Origin of the sequence: Methylobacterium soli, from assembly GCF_008806385.1 — a bacterium.
In the GTDB taxonomy this organism is placed as follows: domain Bacteria; phylum Pseudomonadota; class Alphaproteobacteria; order Rhizobiales; family Beijerinckiaceae; genus Methylobacterium; species Methylobacterium soli.
Genome location: NZ_VZZK01000023.1, coordinates 20,587 through 38,493, shown reverse-complemented (window position 1 = coordinate 38,493; position 17,907 = coordinate 20,587). Strand labels below are relative to the sequence as shown.

Annotated in this window: 12 protein-coding genes and 1 pseudogene; 6 read left to right on the top strand and 7 right to left on the bottom strand. The window is 59.0% G+C overall.

Annotated elements, in window-relative coordinates; translation table 11 throughout:
• Window positions 1–1,528: 1,528 nt before the first annotated feature.
• Window positions 1,529–2,878 carry a polyhydroxyalkanoate depolymerase gene (locus F6X53_RS19955; RefSeq protein ID WP_151001945.1) on the top strand — a complete coding sequence of 450 codons (1,350 nt, stop codon included), beginning with the start codon at window positions 1,529–1,531 and terminating at the stop codon, window positions 2,876–2,878.
• Between the two features lie 29 nt (window positions 2,879–2,907).
• Here the strand turns inward: F6X53_RS19955 and F6X53_RS19950 are convergent, their stop codons facing one another.
• A complete protein-coding gene (locus F6X53_RS19950; protein WP_151001944.1) occupies window positions 2,908–3,231 on the bottom strand; it encodes a hypothetical protein in 324 nt (107 codons plus the stop codon).
• A gap of 271 nt (window positions 3,232–3,502) precedes the next feature.
• On the opposite strand from F6X53_RS19950, the gene F6X53_RS19945 reads away from it, so the two are divergent.
• Window positions 3,503–3,853, top strand: coding sequence for a hypothetical protein (locus tag F6X53_RS19945; protein WP_151001943.1), 351 nt, complete (start codon window positions 3,503–3,505; stop codon window positions 3,851–3,853).
• Window positions 3,854–5,187: 1,334 nt separating this feature from the next.
• Entirely contained in the window at window positions 5,188–7,197 is a 2,010-nt protein-coding gene (locus F6X53_RS19940) for a putative bifunctional diguanylate cyclase/phosphodiesterase (RefSeq protein WP_238296565.1), read from the top strand.
• Window positions 7,198–7,363: 166 nt separating this feature from the next.
• Here F6X53_RS19940 and F6X53_RS19935 read toward each other — a convergent pair.
• The 4 genes and pseudogenes from F6X53_RS19935 to F6X53_RS19920 all read right to left on the bottom strand — a co-directional run bounded on the left by F6X53_RS19935 (window position 7,364) and on the right by F6X53_RS19920 (window position 12,779).
• Window positions 7,364–8,133 (bottom strand): annotated as a pseudogene (locus F6X53_RS19935) (IS5 family transposase).
• Between the two features lie 320 nt (window positions 8,134–8,453).
• Complete coding sequence (locus tag F6X53_RS19930) at window positions 8,454–9,362, bottom strand: class I SAM-dependent methyltransferase (protein WP_151001942.1); 909 nt, start codon at window positions 9,360–9,362, stop codon at window positions 8,454–8,456.
• 2,321 nt (window positions 9,363–11,683) lie between these two features.
• Window positions 11,684–12,343 (bottom strand): general stress protein, encoded by a 660-nt coding sequence (locus tag F6X53_RS19925; RefSeq protein WP_244965598.1) that lies wholly within the window; start codon window positions 12,341–12,343, stop codon window positions 11,684–11,686.
• A 49-nt stretch (window positions 12,344–12,392) separates the two neighbouring features.
• Window positions 12,393–12,779: a hypothetical protein gene (locus F6X53_RS19920; RefSeq protein WP_151001941.1), complete on the bottom strand. Its 387-nt coding sequence runs from the start codon at window positions 12,777–12,779 to the stop codon at window positions 12,393–12,395.
• A 531-nt stretch (window positions 12,780–13,310) separates the two neighbouring features.
• Between F6X53_RS19920 and F6X53_RS33710 the strand changes: the two genes are divergently transcribed.
• Entirely contained in the window at window positions 13,311–13,436 is a 126-nt protein-coding gene (locus F6X53_RS33710; protein WP_280526043.1) for a hypothetical protein, read from the top strand.
• Window positions 13,437–13,712: 276 nt separating this feature from the next.
• On the opposite strand, the gene F6X53_RS19915 is transcribed toward F6X53_RS33710, so the two are convergent.
• The gene (locus tag F6X53_RS19915; protein ID WP_151001940.1) at window positions 13,713–13,946 is read right to left on the bottom strand and encodes a hypothetical protein; all 234 of its coding nucleotides are present in this window, start codon (window positions 13,944–13,946) and stop codon (window positions 13,713–13,715) included.
• 227 nt (window positions 13,947–14,173) lie between these two features.
• On the opposite strand from F6X53_RS19915, the gene F6X53_RS19910 reads away from it, so the two are divergent.
• Window positions 14,174–15,685, top strand: a complete 1,512-nt coding sequence (locus F6X53_RS19910) for a coiled-coil domain-containing protein (RefSeq protein WP_151001939.1) — start codon at window positions 14,174–14,176, stop codon at window positions 15,683–15,685.
• Between the two features lie 22 nt (window positions 15,686–15,707).
• Here F6X53_RS19910 and F6X53_RS19905 read toward each other — a convergent pair whose 3' ends face one another.
• On the bottom strand, window positions 15,708–16,385 hold the full coding sequence (locus F6X53_RS19905) for a tyrosine-type recombinase/integrase (protein WP_151001938.1): 678 nt from the start codon (window positions 16,383–16,385) through the stop codon (window positions 15,708–15,710).
• A 146-nt stretch (window positions 16,386–16,531) separates the two neighbouring features.
• Here F6X53_RS19905 and F6X53_RS19900 point away from each other — a divergent pair, with 146 nt between their 5' ends.
• A complete protein-coding gene (locus F6X53_RS19900) occupies window positions 16,532–17,737 on the top strand; it encodes a hypothetical protein (protein ID WP_151001937.1) in 1,206 nt (401 codons plus the stop codon).
• The last annotated feature ends 170 nt before the right edge of the window (window positions 17,738–17,907 follow it).

The window sequence follows — 17,907 nt, the reverse complement described above, 5'->3', positions numbered from 1 at the left end:
CGAGTGGCAACTTTTCATTAACTATTTCGTGCTTCGCTCTCGACACGGAAGCACTTTCATCCCAAAAGATCGCCACGCACCGTTGCTGCGTCGAAATCCGTCCGCTTCGTATTCTCAGGATCAATAAATGAAGCGCAGAAGCGCGCGACCCGTCGTGGTCGAAGTCAAACGTACACGTTCTTCCACCTCATCTCTCGCCGACGCCTTCGGGCGCAGCCATTGGAGCAAGAGCCTGTGGCAGGGCGTGCCGCTTCGCGCCGAGGCGCCGACGTTGGTTCGCCGGGAGCCGGAGCAACCCGCAGCGGCGACGCAAAAGGCCGAACACGATGCTCGGCCTGCTCCGCGAGTCCTGCCTGCCCTCGTACCGCTGTATTCGGCGAGTGAGCCCGAATCCCAGGAAGTGGCCGCGGAAGTGATCCGGGCCACTCGTAAGCCGCGAGCCGAGCGGAAGCCGCGTGCTCCGCGTATTATGGTACAAGCCGCGGAGGTTCCCGCTGCACCGAAGGTAGCCGCGGAAGCACGAGAGGCGATCCCTGTTGGTGTCGAGCCGCCTCTGATCAGTGCACCCGTGCCGACGCTTCCTGTATCCAAGATGGCGCACACAGATCAGCGCGAGCGCAGGTCGCACCATTCAGAGTTGCGCCGCGGCGATCGCTGGAAGAGGCGGCTGCCGCGCGCCTGCTGGTAAGCTTATACCTCCAGCGTGCCATCGTGCCGCCCCACAGGGTGCGGCGGCGCGTCGTCACAGAAAACTTCCATTGCGAGATGTTTTGCCTCGCCAAGCCTTAGCTGTCGGGCTGGCGATACGCCGAGCAACTCCGTTGCGCCTCAATCCTGCGTTCCGGCCAATAACATAGATTGTTATTTGGCAGATTCCCTCCCGCTAAGGTATATGACAAGCTTATCATAGGCTTGTCTCGAACTGCTGTCTGGAACTTTATTCTAGCAGACTTCGTTTCATGCATCGTTGGCTTGCGACGAGGTGCAGAGGTGCAGGATGCTGATTGCGCTTACCGTATGTTTCATGGTTGGACAGCGGGATTGCGTCCATGAACGCATCTCACTCACCGATGTAAAATCTCCCATTCAGTGTGTGACGACCGCGCAGACCGTGATTGCTCAATGGATGGCGGAGCACTATCCGGACCGACGAGTTTCTCAATGGAAATGTACGACACCGGACCGCCTGGATCGCAACGCGTGAGCCTCAATTGGCTCTGGTCATATCTCAGCCACAATACTCCGTTTCCCTCCAATTAATCCTTTTGGCATAATACGCGAAACACCTCGCGGAGGATCGATTTCGGCGTAAGCTGCTCTGAGCGTGACCATCGTCACGGCGGCACCGCTTCGAGGGAAGACAGTAAAGAAGTTTAGAATAGGCTGATGGCAAATTTGCGGATGCCGGCCGTTGAGGCGCATTGGCGTTGCGAATCAGAAGAAAAATATGGTGCAGCACTCATAACGCTCGCAACCACAGAGTGGAAGCTTATTTTAACTTGATGGGGTGTAGTTAGGATGTGCTGAGATGTTGTACGTGATGCGAGATGCGCATTGCGCCATGCTGTCCTCAGGTCGCAGTTGGGCCGCGGCAACACGGCTGGTCTGCGAAAATCCGTTCAGTCCGTTCGCCTACCTGCCGCAGAGCCGTGCCCTAGCAGCCTCCTGCGAGATGTTCGAGCGTGTCACGCGCACCTACAGCAAGCCCGCCTTCAACCTCGGCGTGGCCGAGCGCGTCGTGTGGGAGCGACCCTTCTGCCGCGTCATCGCCTTCGGTGAGCCCTCAGACAAGCCGAAACTCCTCATCGTGGCGCCGATGTCCGGTCACTACGCCACGCTCCTCAGGAGCACCGTGGCGGCCTTCCTCGATACGCATCAGGTCTTCATCACGGATTGGGCCGACGCCAAACAGGTACCGCTCTCGGCCGGAAACTTCGACCTGCACGATTATGTGGATTACTGCCGTGCCCTGTTCGCGGTTCTCGGCCCGAATCTGAACGTCATGGCAGTGTGCCAGCCCTCTGTACCCGTGCTGGCTGCCATCGCGCTCATGGAAGCTGAGGACCACCCGCTGGCGCCGTGCTCGGCAACGCTGATCGGCGGCCCTATCGACACGCGGCGCTCGCCGACTGCGGTCAACCGACTGGCGCAGGAGCGCGGCCTCGCTTGGTTCGAGCGGCACTGCATTCACGCCGTGCCCTGGAGCTATCCTGGCAGCGAGCGACCAGTCTATCCGGGCTTTCTCCAGTTGGCCGGGTTCATGGGCATGAACCTCGACCGGCACGTCTCCGCGCATTGGGAAATGTTCGACCACCTCGTGCGAGGCGATGGGGACTCAGCTGCCAAGCACCGCGAGTTCTATGACGAGTATCTGGCCGTGATGGACCTCACGGCCGAGTTCTTCCTCCAGACGGTGCGCACGGTGTTTGTGGAGCACGCCCTGCCGCGGGGCGAGATGCGCCATCGCGGCATGCCCGTGGACCTCAGCGCAATTCGGCGCTGCGCTTTAATGGCCGTGGAGGGCGAGCAGGACGACATCTCCGGTGTGGGCCAGACCCGTGCCGCACTCGACCTCAGCACGAACCTGCCGGAGGACAGAAAGGCGTATCACCTCCAGACCGGAGCGGGGCATTACGGGGTCTTCAATGGCTCCCGCTTCCGTGCCGAGATCGTGCCGAAGATCGCTGCCTTCATGGCACTGAACGTACGCAAGGCGCCGCAGGGGCGTGTGACGGACCGGGCCAATGCCACGGCTGTTGATTCGGTTGCCTTGCGAGCATTCCCCGGCCGAATAACGGGATTCGACGGCGAATTGCCCAGTGCCTCGGAGTGCACCGCGTCACACAACCTGCACCGCTCGTCCGAGCAGCCAGCCTAAGCAGCAGCAAATGTAATCAGGCTGCGGCATCAGGCATGAACTTTCGAGGCATGCATCGGCCTCTCAAATCGTCCGGACGCCTGCCACTCTGACGGCGGGGAGAACACGAACGCCTTCATGCGTCGGTCAAGTTCGTCCAAGTGCTGGATCAGTGGCTTACGGCGACGGTCGCGCTCCGCCTCAAGCTGCTGCCGGACCCTCTCCTTGCGCGCCTGCGGACCCGACAGATCGTTCAGCCTCTCGCATGCGCTTTGGAACGCGAACTCGACATCGGCCAGAGCGGCGAGCGTATGCTGGAGGTCGCCCGTTAGGTCGTCAGAGGCTTGGCTGGGTAGGGCATTGCTGTGGAGCATGACGGTTTTCCGTAGCTTCGGTGGTCGTCAGACGCGTGCCCCAGCAGGAACTAAGCCGTTGCCAGGGACAAGAAACCAGTTGCTCAGTTGCGGCAATAGCTCTGCTACCTTCGGCTAAGACGAAGCAAAACAGCCGCAGCAGTGGCTAAAGCCGCAGCTAATTTCTGTGGCGGCATGCGCGGCGTGTCGAGCGATATCGACGCCGTGCATGGCATTATCCTCGTCTGTCCGCAGCCGTACGGAATTGATCCATGTAAATTCGCACCAACAAATGATGATGACCTTCGCTGGCCTCGCGCTCAGAAGCTTGCTGGTAGGCATGCGCACCGACCCGCAGAAGGAGGGGATTTTGCAGAAGCGAGAGCGCCATCGTGATCTCGACCTCATTTCCAAGTTGACACCACGAGGCGGCCTTCAGGCCGCCGAGTTCGAGGATAGGCAAGCGGGGTACCTGTACGTCGATGATTCGAAGGTTTGCTATACAGATGCCGTCCTTGGTACGGTTCTTCTAAGCAACGAGTTCGCCAGCGGTAGAGAAGCCTCCCTGCAATTGGACTTCTATCGATCCACATATCGGGACGTTAAGGCGCGTCGCTCTACTGTCTACGCGGCGGGAGCTTAGCGGCTATAATAGTTGCTTATCACTATCGGCGCCTGTTGTTCGGGCGGAATCCGAAGCTAAATTGCTCTATTTTGCCACAAAAACTGTTGGTAAATTCCCCTGCGCTCACGCAGTTGCTGCCGCCAACAGGGGATTTTGAGCGAGATGCCTGAAGGCCACTTGGAGACCATGGAGCGCCTTATTGCTGAGGCTGAGGCGTGTCATGCAGAGGAGGTCCAACTTGTGCAGGCTTTGACCGGCGATGACTGGTGTGTCACCGAAGCTGAGCGCAGGCTGCGAGAGACCGAGGCCCTGCTTACGCACCTCCATCGTGCCTGGCCGCCCTACCGTGCGGCACCGAAGCCGCGCTGATCAGACATGCCGCACCCCTTCTGTCTTCATCTGAAACCCCATCAGTTCTTAGCAGGCCACTTCGTTTGGGAGATCAACCAGAGGGGCAAGCCGAAACGGCGTTCTCTGCACACGTATCCGACGTTCGATGATGCTCGCATGGCGGGCAAGACTGCGCTCGCGGCCCTGATCGTTGAATGGCGTCGGGCCAATGCCTGGGCAGAAGAACCGAGCGACGTCGCGCCAGCCTAGCGGAGGACTCAGGGTTGCCGGTAGCTTGGGGGTAGGGTGTCGGTTGCCCGCCGCCCGTCGGAGAGCGAATTGAAGCTGCGTCGAAAATCGGTGCGTCGATCTCCGCGTTTTGCGGACCCGTGGTGGGACAAAGCCCCGTTCCCTACCAGTCGCCGTCTGTACCGCTCCATCAAGCGTGCCGCCGCCAATGACAATCACCACCCCAGAGGTTGGATCTTCCGCCGGCTGCTGATGTTAGCGACCTTCGCAGTTGGGGGAGCACTGACGTTGGTAGCCGCTGTCGCACTGAGGGCACTCAATGCGATTGGCCTTCCGTGAAGCAAGCTCTCGCTGCGGTAGATGATGGCATAGCGTAAGCCACTCGCGTGACCACGCTCGAGAGCGCATAGGATTTCAATAGATCGAGAACGCTTTAGGTGTATGCGCGCCTCAATGATGCTCACCTCCGTTGGTGTCCGCCGAGCTGACGGTGCTGTACACCTCAGAGTGCATCGAGGGCGTGAAACCGATTTCCCTGCGTGGCCAAAGGCGAAGCAGAAAACGGCGGTTTATCGCGAAGGTCGTAAAGCAGCCAGGCGGCGGGACGCACACGAATCCCTACGATCTGCGCACGACGTTTTTGTTCGCAGTCCGTGAGGCCTCACAGCTGCCGTTGCTAAACGGCCCGTATCGAGGAGCTTGCGCCAGCTGAACGATTCGCTCGAAATTTCTTAACTTTTTTTGAAATGTCTACCGATAGGAGTCGCCGACTGGTGGACCCAACCATGCAAGCAGACTTGATCAAGGCGCTCGATACCGAACTGGCCAAGCATGGCCACGAGAAGCGATGCCCGATGCTGAAGCAGCTCTACCAAGCGCAGCAGGAGCAGGTTCAGCGAAAAGACGCAGGTTCGGCCATATGGTTCGTGGGCGCTCTCTACGTCCTGTTCTCCCTCACCGACGCCGTCCTGATTGGTGATGTTTTCATTTACGCTGTCACCCTCCGGATAGCGGTCGGGATCGTTTATGTTGCTGCCATCAGTCTCCAGATCAGGTATGGAGTAAAAGGTTCGCTCGTTGAACTGCAATGCGCGCTCGGCATCGTCATTGGTTATAGTGCTTGGCTTTCGCTGACGAGTTACAGCAACCAGGTCGGAAACGCACTTTACTACCTCTCGTTTGGAACCGTCTTTATGATGGTGTCAAATCTGTTTTTCAATTTTCGGTTTCGCGTCGCAGCCATCACGTCAGGTCTAATCACGATTATCTTTTTTACCGCAGTGTCGCAGCTGTTTGACGCCACGGCGGGATTCTATGCCGCAATCGGATCGCTCTATTTATTAAGCCTTGTGCTGACGTTGTTTCTAAATTGGAAGCTCAACGTTGAGCGATATCGCGTCTTCCTAAATTCGTTGAGGGCTGAGAGCCGCCAGAAGCAAGCGACTGAACGCGGGGAGGAACTGTTGAGGCTCTCCACCACGGATGCTCTGACCGGCTTGCGCAACCGGCGTGCGACCGACCAACTTCTCGCGAATTTTTGGCGAGAGTGGCGAGCTAATGCCGTCCCGTTCGCTGTAATCTTGATCGATGTTGATTATTTTAAGATGTTCAATGACTACTATGGACATCAGCAAGGAGATGCCTGCCTCATTGCTGTAGCGCGTGCGATGGAAAACGTAGTGGTCGATCATCGCTGCGCCCTTGGCCGCTTCGGCGGTGAAGAATTTATTATCCTTATGCCAGCCCCTGACTCGCAGCACGTTCTCGACATCGCCGAGCGCATCCGTCATTGCGTGCAGGCTTTAAGCATTCCTCATGAGGCGCGATCCGATCATCTGGCAACAGTGACAGTCAGCGTCGGAACGGCTTTCTGCAGCGATGTAACGGGAGAAAAGCCGGAGAAAATCATCACCGCGGCAGATCGCGCTCTCTACTGGGCTAAAGATAGCAACCGCAATTGCGTCAAATCCTTCGATCCGAATGTCGCGGACAAAGATACCACCAATGATGTGGTAGTTGAAGCCATCCGAACCGCTATAGAGCAAAAGCGCGTCACTTTGGCCTTTCAGCCGATTTGGAGCATTGAGTCGGGCCGGCTCTTCGCCGCTGAGGCTCTCATGCGCTTAACGGCCCCCGGGGGTAGCCCTATTTCTCCGGCCGTATTCATTCCAGTCGCTGAGCGCAGCGGGTTGATTGTCGAACTTGGCGCATGGGCTATACGAGAAGCTTGCGGAATGCTCGCGGCGAACCTCGCTTTACCCCGCATAAGTGTGAATGTGTCTGCGGTTCAACTGTTGAAGTCTAACTTTGTTGAACTTGTAGACACAACGCTGCGCGAATCGCGCGTCTCCCCGGCAAGGCTCGCAATCGAGATTACTGAGGGCTTGGAGATCGATGAGCACGCCGGCATCATCAACGCTATCGATGGTCTGCGAACCATCGGAGTCAACGTTTGGCTTGACGATTTTGGGACCGGGTTTGCTGGGCTGTCGTGCTTGAGCAAAATCAAATTTGATACTGTTAAGATCGATAGATTATTCGTTCAGGCGAGTGAGACGCCCCGCGGCGCAAAGCTACTGAAAGATATAGTTGGTCTAGTTGCAAACTCTGGTCAAAATATTATCGTCGAAGGAATCGAAACTCTGGAGCAGTGCGAGCTACTCAAGGGTTACGGCGTTAGCTTGCTTCAAGGGTTCTACTTCAATCGACCGATGTCAGCAGACGCCCTCAATTTGCTGCTGGCTAAAAGCAGTAAACTGATGGTGGGGGCAGTTGCAGCCTGAGGCACCGCTTCGCTTTGTCCGTGACGCTTCTGCGTAAATGACTTGAGCATAGGGGCTCGTCTCATACTCTGAGGGCGCTCGCTGAAATTGAGTCGAGCCATGGCAATGGGCGATTCCCCCGGCACGGTCGGCAGCGCCACCGGATCATTGCTCCCTCTACGGCCTGTTAGCTCTTGAGCCAGTTGAGGGCGGCTGCGAGGGCGAGAACGCCCATGAAGCTTGAGGCAGTCTTCTCGTAGCGCGTTGCAATGGCACGCCATTCCTTCAGCCGAGCCCAGAGGCGCTCGACCTAGTTGCGGTTGTTGTAGATCCAGTCTGGGCAGGCGACCGGGGCCTCGTTGCGCTTCGGCGGGATCGCGGGCCGGGCACCCAAGGTCCAAATGTGCTCGCGAAAGGCGTGGCTGGCGTAGCCCCGATCAGCCACCACCCACTTCGGCACGCCCGGCAGACGGTCGAGCAGCGGAATGGCATGGGGCAGTTCATGTGCCTGACCGGGAGCCAGGATGAAGGCGACTGCGCGACCGAGCCCGTCGGCGATCACGCAGGCCTTGCTGCCAAAGCCACCGCGCGAGCGGCCCAGCGCCTCGCGACTGTCCCGCTCAGCTTGTGTGCCCCCTTTCGCCGGGCTCCCGCGGCTTTCTGATGTGCGCGGATGCTGGTGCCATCCAGGAACGTCATCCCGAGTTGCACACCCGCCTCTTGGGCGAGGCGGAGCAGACGCTCCCAGACACCCAGACGCGCCCAGCGGATGAAGGTCTGAGCCGCCCGCGCCCAGGGACCGTGGTCAGAGCGGGTGGCGCGCCACTTGGCTCCATTTTGATGCCGCCAGAGGATGGCCGAGACCGTGCGGCGCAGATCCTGCGGCGGGGTCTTGCCCCTCGGCCGACACGCCTCGATCAGAGGCTCCAGCTTTCTCCATTCTGCGTCGTCCAGCATCACTCCTCCCAGTTAGAAGGAGCAAAACGCCCGCAAACGGAACACTTTCAAGGCCGAACAGGCCGTAGAAAAACGTCAATTTTTGCTGTCATCCTTGGAACAAGCAGACCAGGAAGCCCGGACACACCTTGTCCAACGGACAGTGCGCCCGGGCCCGTGATTGCTGGGAAACGAGAATGTTAGGAAATAATGGTTTCAGTTAACGGAAGCTGCGCCTGTATTACCGGACGGGCAAACAGCCACGAAAGCGGAAAATGTGGCTTCGCCCTTCGTTTCAGACCGTGGGAACAATCACGTTGATGCTTAGCGGCAACGCTAGTCTATTGCTTTTCTATCTCAAGATATCCAATTTCGCCAAGCTCATCGTCCCAATATGAAACACTGCTTAATTCCGTGTGTGGAATGAGAGATGAGAACGCCTCGATTTCTTCTTTCGTACGATAGAGAAGAAACCAGTCCATGTAGGCTTCCATGAATGCTTCCTCCCTAATTCCAGTGCGGAAGTTCGGAATTAGCAATCTTCCTCCGCTTTTCAGGCGGCCGAACAGGCTTCTCGTCAGGCGCGCTGCAACCCTTGCGTCGAGATAGTCGTAAAGGCCTGCCGCATAGATAAAATCAAACTCTCCGACGTTCTGCCTCGCAGTGATGAAATTTCTGACATTGAGCTTCTGCGTCACGATGGGAAGGCCGTGTGCGACACCATGCGCGGCCGCGACTTTAAGACTGCCCTCGTCCTGATCGGTTGCCAGCAAGCGCCTGACGCCGCCTCCTCCGAGAGCACTGGAGCTCTCCACTTCGCGAAGGTGGCCGCAGGCCACGGCGAGAATCTCTGCATCTGGGCGTCGGCGCGCCGTTTCGTCGATTTTTGCTGCGAGTGTGTCCTTACGTCGGCGAACAGCCTCACATGCCGACACATTGATGGTATGACTCATCACTCCTCGGCCCACGCTCGATGCAGCCTCAATGGCAGGCTGAGCGTCGGGATGCCGGTAGACGTAGTCAAGGAGCCCTGCGTCGCCTGGGTAACCACGGGGCCGTGTGAACGAGTGGCGTGTGAACGGGCATTCGTGAACCAGCTGTGCAATCCTATGACCCCGCGCGGTCGGCACAACAGCTTCGTACCAGGTCTCCGCGGCGAAGTTGTCTTTCAGCAACTGAAGCATGTCGATCAACTCGGAGGCCATCTGAGTGGCGCCGGTCGTCTCGACGCTCGCATAAAGACGGTCCAAGGCGTGCCGGACATCCGAGATGACCTCGGAATTGTAGCCGTCAGCGATGTGCGTGGGTGTGCGCTGAAGAGATGGCCTACGGGCCAACAATGCCCGAACTGCCCGATCCTGAGACGATGCTGGCTGAACTGCTCCAGTGGCAAGCGACTGAAGACCGCGAACACGCGGTGCTGGGGTGCTACTCATGTGCTTTCGCCTTGCTGACCGTTTGTTCGACCTGAACCGGACGTCCGCCGCTTCGTCCGTAAGGCCAAGGTTAACAAACGTTTAAGCGATTGCTAAAGTTTTATAGCTATATATGGTTAGTATTCATGGTTAATGGATGTTCTCCACAGATTGTGCCCGGTAAATCTACAGCTTAGATGAGGGATAAGTCACTCAAGTTGCTTCGTTATTGGCGAGCAGCGAATTCATGGCGCGGCCCGGCAAGATGAACGAGTCTGCCGCGGTCAGGGCGCCTCGCGGATCCGCGGCTGCCCTTCCGTCGGGCTATCTCGCAGGTCGCGGTCTCTTAGAGGCCTCAGCATGGCTCGATAGGCAAGGCCGGTTGCCAGACGGTGCATTGTTTTTAGTAGCGCGCGACACGCGGCGCAGTGCGTCTGGGGGAGCTGAGCTCGCTTACCCGAGTGTCGATAGCGGATCCGTGTTGGTCTTCGTAGAGGATTGGCTCTGCAACCGCTCGGTCGAGCATGGCTAATGCTGAACCTAAGTTTGCTGCATCGTATGACAATCGGGAGCGTTGAGCACGCGTATTGAGAGCTTCAAGTGCGAGAGGGCTAAAAAAGATTTTTCCGTCGCGAGTGCCAGCTTGTGTCTGATTGTTCAGAGCCTTTCTGCGCCAGGGAGTTGAAATCACTCGCAGAGTGTGATGTCCTTTCGAATGGAGGCTTAAGACAATGATTTTTGCAATCTGCTTTGCGATGCTTTGCTCATTTATTGCTGCGCTCAAGACGATGCAATTTTCTCGGCACGCACGCCATTTCGAGGTGCAGACTGGACTTTCGCTGTCAGTAGCACTCGTACTCCTCGGAACAGGTCTTCCTGTTTTTCGGTAGGGTGGCAATACAGCAATCCAGAGTTACTTGTGTTCCTGCAGGGTGTAAACCTTCCGATCCAGGAAGGCGGCCTCGTGACGCATTTGACCGCGGGGCGAGTTTAATACACTGACGGTTCGGGTGTAAGAGGAGCGCAAGAATTCATGTCATGTGCACGAAACTGTTCGGATTGATGGAAGATGTTTGCGAACTCAGCTTTCATTGGTGCGCTTTTCGTTTCGTCCCTTAGTTCTGCATATGCGGCGTACCGTTATCGAGAACATAGATCCTTCCTTATTTGCTTGGCGGTTACCGCGTTTCTCGCCGGACTGGGCGGTGTCTTGGGACAAGTCCGGTTTGTTTGAGCCTTGAACTTGCGCGGAATTCGCGAGAAGCGATTTCTTGAGCCGCCCGGGGGAGAGCTTATAATCGTAAGACATCAATCTCGGGTAGATTTGATTAAGCGGGCGGTTCTCGCAGGATGCACCATGCAGTCCATCTTTTGTGTCGATGAAAGCAGGCGCGTGAGTACTGCTGCCAAGGATGAGAGTGCTCGCCGAACAATCTAAGTGACTTTCGGATCGGTTCTTTAATGCCCACCGTTAAACTTCCCTGGGTCGCGTGTGCGGCAATATCATCCCGAGCTCTTTCAGACGGTTCGTCCATCAACGTCCAACGAGGCGCCAAATCTCAAGGATTCAATCTCTCTCCGTATGTCTCTCTGGCCCTTCAAAGCGGTTTCTGCGGGTGAGCTGGTTAAACATCGCTTCACCAGGTGGACAGATATGTAGTGTCGCTACTTCTAAGTGTCGTATATCTACTTTCCAGCATCGTTCTGGGGGCATGATCCTTATGCAAGTAAAACTAGATTATTTGAGACAGGCAATGTTAAGCAATATGTTGATCTCAGATCAGAGTAAACATGTCGCCAGCAAGATAAAATATTTCGCGCATCGGGTGAATCCGGATGAAAGGATCGTCCAGACTCACTGTATAATGGCTCTGGACGACGAAGATGCTATAGGCCTTGCCAAGGCGGTCTGCGGTCACCTGCGAGTCGATCTTTGGCAAGACTCGCGTTTGGTAAAGGTCATTGAGCCTTGATGGTTGGGATGGACGGTCAGACTATCGTCGATATTTGCGTACCTTTTGGCGTGAGGTGAGCGCGTACCTTCGATATTGAAGTTTCCGGCCTGATCATCGCGGCTTAGACGCGGCGCCAGGGGCATAACGAGGGAAGGCCGGGGGCAACTCTCTCCTGAAGCTCCCGACCATTTTCGCTTATGCTCAGTTCGGATAGGAGCGGACGCGAGTGCGCCCCTCGACCTGCCCAGCAGACGACAGGCCGGCCCCTGCAGTCGTACCGGTCGAACTATCCTCGGCTACTGACGGTACGGCCCACCCTTCCGAACGCCAAGTTTGAGCACGCTCATTGACATCCACCGAGCCATGCTCTTCCAAGATGTTCATGGCCGTAACGGCCCGCATCTCATCAGTCCGCACGGTGACCAGAGTGCCACCCCGGCGCACACCCTCAGAGTAGGTGTGAGCATCGGCCTCGCTAACGCCTGCTCCAGTGAGACCGCCGATGAGACCGCCGGCTGCCGCTCCAATACCAGCTCCCGTCAGAGTGGTGACAAGCCAGCCAGCCGCGACCACAGGACCGACACCCGGGATGGCGAGAAGTCCGAGGCCGGTGAGGAGGCCAATTGCGCCGCCGGCCACCGTGCCGACCGTCGCGCCCGTGCCCGCACCCGTCTCAGCGTTGTCTTTGGCGTCTCGGTGGTCGCCGGCTCCGCGACTGACAAGGCCGGCATGTCGATCACCTTCGTTGTTGCTGACAATGCTGACGTCCGAGTGCGGCACACCGGCGGCCTCGAGCTTCGTGACCGCAGCACTGGCGTCTTCATAGCGGTCGTAAAGGGCTGTGATGGTTTGCTGCGACATGGCGGGTAATCCTTTTTGCTGGTTTGGTTCTGCAAATTTTTTGGCTGATTTAGTTTGCTGCGACGTTGCCCTTGAAATCGACGCCGACAGTTACAGGCTTGCCGTTGAGTTGCGCGGCACCCCGCCAGATGCCTTTGTCATCTTTCTTCAGATCCTTGACGTCCTTGTAGCCGGCATCCTCTAGGCGCTTTCGCGTTTGTGCCTCGGTGAAGCTATTGGCGCCCTCTTCGAGCTTGGCGCTTGTGGCTGCGCCGGTGGTCCTCGGGTTGTTGGCGTCCGGCCGATCCGTGTTCGGGCGGGTGACCGCCTGCTGGCCGCCGGACTTCTCGCTCGTGGTAGCGTCCGGCGCGGGTTTGCCAGTCGTGGTGGTTTGCGCGAGGGCAGGGCTAGCACCTACGAACGTGAGGAGTGCGAGGGCTGCGAGTGATTGGCGCATGGATATCCTCCTAGGTTAATGGCCACCTCAATGCGGACGTCTGGAAGATCGTTCCAAAAACACTCGGCTTGGAAGTCAGCGTCTTGCAACTGTATCTCCGTAGCTGTTCGTGGGACAAAAGCGCCTACGAGGGAGAGAGCGAGAAGCTTTTCAGCCGACATGCATAATTCAATCATGCGATTGCCGTGAGACGGTAAGGGATCGTCTTTGTGAGATTTTCGTTTCAACCTTTGCGCCGCTCTCACGGATGCTCCTGTGGCAGCCAGGTACTCCGTTCGCATAGGCCAGCAGCAAGGCAGAGTAACTTTGGCTGACATCCAATCACGCGATCCACTCGGAGCCTCGTCAGGCAAGCCGGGATTGCGCAAGCCGCGGCCAACAGATCAGAGGGCAGGCCTGTCAGATCAGGCCAGGGATACGCTCCGGAACGTCACCGACCGAGCATCAGACACCTGGAACGATGTTTCGAAGCGCGGCTCCAGTTACTATCGGCAAGGCGGCCAGGAGGTTGGAAAGGTGGACGGCACTACGATGACCGGGTTCCTCATTGCGGGTGCCCTCGGCTTCGGCTTGGCATGGCTGAGCTTCGACCAGCAGTCTCGCTCAGGCGACTACGTCGCGCGGCGTATGAGCTACAGCAGCGAGCGCGAGGACTAGCGCGGCACATGCCAGAGAGGGGCGCTCGGCGGCCGCCTGGCTTAGAAGGAATGGCTGCTAGCTTCGCGGGCCTGATGAGCCTCCGCCACGCCGTTCATCGTCTCGCAGCAAGCCGCTAGTACCCTGAATCTGACGGACGCATCACAAGTGCCTTCGGTAAGTATGCGAATTTGTCGTCCAAATCGGGCTGAGCAGCGTACGTTTTGAAAGCGTCAGAGCATGACCGTGCGATTGAATTGAGGGGCGGTGGAACAGCACGAGACACAGCGTTTAACATCACAGAGGCGGCATCATGTTCATCAGGTCAGAAGGTGTGAGGATCAGACCGCCAGCCGTGATGACCCACGGGGTGCCAGTCCCGGCGCGTAGCGCCCTGTAAGCCTCTCGCAGGGCCTCACGCAGGCTGGGCAGGTCCCGCGGCTCGACGGCCTTCGAAGTCGCATCGTGCGGCCACAGCGTCAGCGCGGCGGGAAGCGCCAAGTCATCATCGCCGAGCTGTGTCTTGCTCATTGGCTTCCCTGCGTGGGGGCGACTTCGGGCCCTTCGAAGATCAAAGGGGGCAGCCAGCTGAGAATTCAAGGGAACGTCCGAAACGCGACAAGCGGTGAGCTGCGCGAGACAGCACAGCTGAAGCCCTTGAAGGGGGAGCTGAGCCGCCACAGAAACCCTGAGTGGACCCCCGCCCGTCATCTTGCGTTAGTTCCTGCATTTCCCTCGTAAGCAAGCGAGACAGCCACATGGCATTCGACATTCGCTCGGAGCTTCGCCGACCCGTCACGCTTGCCCTCGCAGCCATTGCCGGGCTGCTGCTGATCGTTACGCTCGTTCAAGTGGGCAATCGTGAGCGGGGACGCCAGAAACATCAGGAGCAAATCACCACGCTTCTGCAGATTCAGGGGGGGATCCGATCCGAACTGGATCGGCTCAAGGCTCTGGCCGGTTCAGCCGCGGAGGTTCAGGCAAGGATCGTCACCGGGGAACAGCACATCAAGGAGGCGGACCAGACTGCCGCGCTAACGAAGGCTCAGATTACGAGCTTGGAGGAGCGCAGGAAGGAAGCCGAGCGGAAAGCGAGCGAGGTCGAGCAGGCGACGGCAGCGCAGACCCAGCGGCTTACCGAATTGCAGACTCAGGGCCAGCAGGCTGAGCAGAACCTGGCTGCGCTTCAAGCCGCTGCCGCCCTCGCTGTGCAGGCCGCCAAGACCCACACGCAGGAGGTCGCTGAGGCTGGCCGAAAGCTGGAAGAAGCTCGCCAGCAGGATGCCAAGCTCCGCAACGAAATCGCCACCTTGACCCAGGAGGCCGGCTCCAAAACCGCTGCGCTCACGGAAACCGAACAGCATCGGCGGCAGGTCCTTGATGTCATGGATGCCGCGCAACGTAAGCTGACTGAAGCCCGCGGAGAAGCCGAGCGCCTCTCTCAGCAACGGACTGAGATTCAGCAGGTCATCACCGGCCTGACAGCCAACCGTGACAGGCTGGCGGCTGAGATCAAGGGGGCGGAGCAGCAACTCAAGCAAACCCATGACCAGGTCGCGGAGGCTCGCCAGCAGGAGACCAAGCTGCGCGACGATTTCGCTGGCCTTTCACGCGACGTGGCAGCGAGGACGGCCGATCTGAAGCAGATTGAAGGGGCTCACAAGCAGGCGCAGGACGCAGCGACCGCTACGCAGAAACAGCTTGCTGTGACCAAGGCCGACGCTGAGAGGCTCTCTCAGCAGCAGACCGAGCTCGAAAAAGCGGTCGCGGACCTGAGGGGAGGTCGGGACAAGCTCACGTCCGACCTCAAGCAGACCGAGCAGCAGCTCCAGCAAGCCCACGAGACGCTGGCCGCCGCTCAGAAGAACCTAGCCGGCGTGCAATCTGAGCGAGACCGAATCACCTCCGAGCGGGCACAAGCGGAAGAGGCGGTCAGAAGACAGACGGGAGAGCGTGAGCGGCTGGCATTCGAGCTCCAAGGTTTAAAGAAGCATCACGCGGAGGCACAGGCTCAGCTGGCAACGCTCACGGAAAACATGGCGGCGAGGAACAAGGAGCTGGCGGATCTTGACGACCGTCTGAAATCCACGCGCCGGGAACTCGCGGACGCTCAGAGCAAGCTCGCCACCACGCGTCAGCAGCTCTCCGAGCAGCCGGTACATGGCGTGACCGGACCCAGTCAGAAGGGCGACAACACGCCAGAAGCGACTCCCACCCCACCGGGTCGATCCAACGGTCATGGTCCCATGCCGGCCGAGATGCCGCAATGAGGCGGGATGGCCTGAACCGGGCTCAAATGATCGCCGGGGAAAGGATCCGGTCTCGCAAGACATTGACGTAGCGCGGCTTCGGGATCGAACGCCATCTGCGGATCGGTGTTTGCCCGCGCTTCATGCGAAGCGTGGCATGCCTGAGAATGGCATCGACGGTGATACAAAGTGGTGGTACAAAGGGCTCGTGAGGTCGTGGTCCAAGTATCTGTTTTTGTTTGATTTTGTTGCGAAAGCTGACAGTCCTTTCCTGGGCACCAATCGTTGAAATCGCCATTGATTTCGTTGCGATTTTTCCGCTGAAAGTCCCACCGGCTCGCTGAAAAGGCGAAAGTGGGACACTATCAGAGCCGGCTTCCCGCTCGAAATCGATTAGGTGCATTGCTCCACCGGCAAGCCGCTTCTGCTCAGCCTTGCGGGTGTAGAGCTCGGCCATCTTCGACGTCCGCCAGCCGAACATTGCCATCAACTGTCGCTCAGTGGCGCCGTTCTCGGCCGCGAGTGTCGCCCCCGCTTTGCGCAGACCGTGCGATGAGCAGTGGGACAGGCCAGCTTCCTTGCACCAGTCCTTCATCTTGTTGCCGAAGCCGTTTGAGGTGAAGGGCTGACCGCGCTCAGTGACGAGGAACGTCAGGTGGGCGCTCGGACAGGCGTCGATGGCGGCTCGCAGGACTGGGAGAAGAGGGACCTCCAAGGTCATGGGCTTCGAGTTGCGGCCCTTGTGCTGGGTATAGCGTAGCCAGGACGCAGGCCCCGCGCCTGTCGCAGTACGCCAGCACGCTCGCGCCGTTCGCCTCAGAATTCGCGACGCTCACCGGCAGGAACCTCGCGGACGACACGTCGGGGTTGAATTACTTCACGCAGCAGATTGCGAGCGGCGCCCCGAAAAGCATTCTGGAGGCTCAGTTGCTCGGCGCACCCGAGGTGCAGACCTACGGCGCGCCGGAATTATCGAACCTCGTCAACAAATTCACGTCGACCTATGGCTTGAGCCCGACCGAGGTGAACACGCTTCGTCCGGCAGCCGATCAGTTCGCCTCGTTCCTCGGCCGTGGCGTCGACACTCCAACCTTGCAGGCGTGGGATCAGCAGATCGATGCGGGCCAGTCGCTCCCAACGATCCTCGCGCAGATGTTTCAGGCGCCCGAGGTGCAGGCTCTGCAAGGCACGGGCGGCTTCCAGACCGCCGCCACTGCCTTCGGAAGCCAGTTCGGCGTCAATCCTGCCGACTTCCTGCGGGATGCCATGCTGGTCGGCCCCAGTGGCGTCACGGGCACCGGCAACACGAACCCGGCGAACAGCATCGGCGGCGCTGCCAACCCCGCCACCGCGTTCAGGGGCTTCGAGCCGAGCGCCTACCTGCTCGCGAACCCCGACGTGGCGAATTCATCATGGGCCGGCAACCCGCTGGGTCACTACGAAACCTACGGCTACAACGAGGGCCGCTCGCTCGGGAATGGCCTCGGGCCGCTCGGGGCTGGCTTCGATCCGACGAGCTACTTCAACGCCAACCCGGACGTGAAGGCGGCTGGCGTTGACCCATTGGCGCACTACCTGACCAATGGCGCCGCCGAGGGGCGGCAGGCTACCTTCAGCCCTGATGTCGGCCCCTACGCCTTCGGCAAGTACAGCAGCACGAGCCTTCCGGGCCCAGGGGCCAAGAGTCCGGTGAACGACGGCCAGCCGCTCGGCTCCGGCATCACCTACAACGGCGGCTCGGTGCAGTACGGCGGCGTGGACATCGGCGGCGGCGCGCTCTTCGACCCCTACTCGTCGGAGCAGGCGTATTTGAATTCGCAGGTCGACAGCATCAACCAGGGCGCACAGGCGGCGGCCAACACATCCCTGATGCTGACGGGGACCAACCCGTTCACGGGCTACGTCCCCATGCCCACCTTCGCGGTCAACGGAACGAACCAGAGCAACGGCGGGGCGGTCGCAGCTAGCCAGGGTCAGTATTTAAACAACGTCAACACGGCGTTGGCGGCGATGGCGCCGGTCGCGCCTGCAGGTTCAAGTTTTCTGCCGAGGGCGACCACTTTCGGGTGGTGATGTTCCTGCAATGAAAAGGGCTTGCTTCGGTTTCCCTTGTGTGTGCAGGCGCATCAGCATTTCGCGGATATTGTCCGGTAGGCTGGTGGCGGGCGGAGGAGGACAGGTCTGTTCCATGAGCCTGACCAGAGCCGTCAGCGCCGGCTCGTGAGGCCTCCCCTCCCTGCACT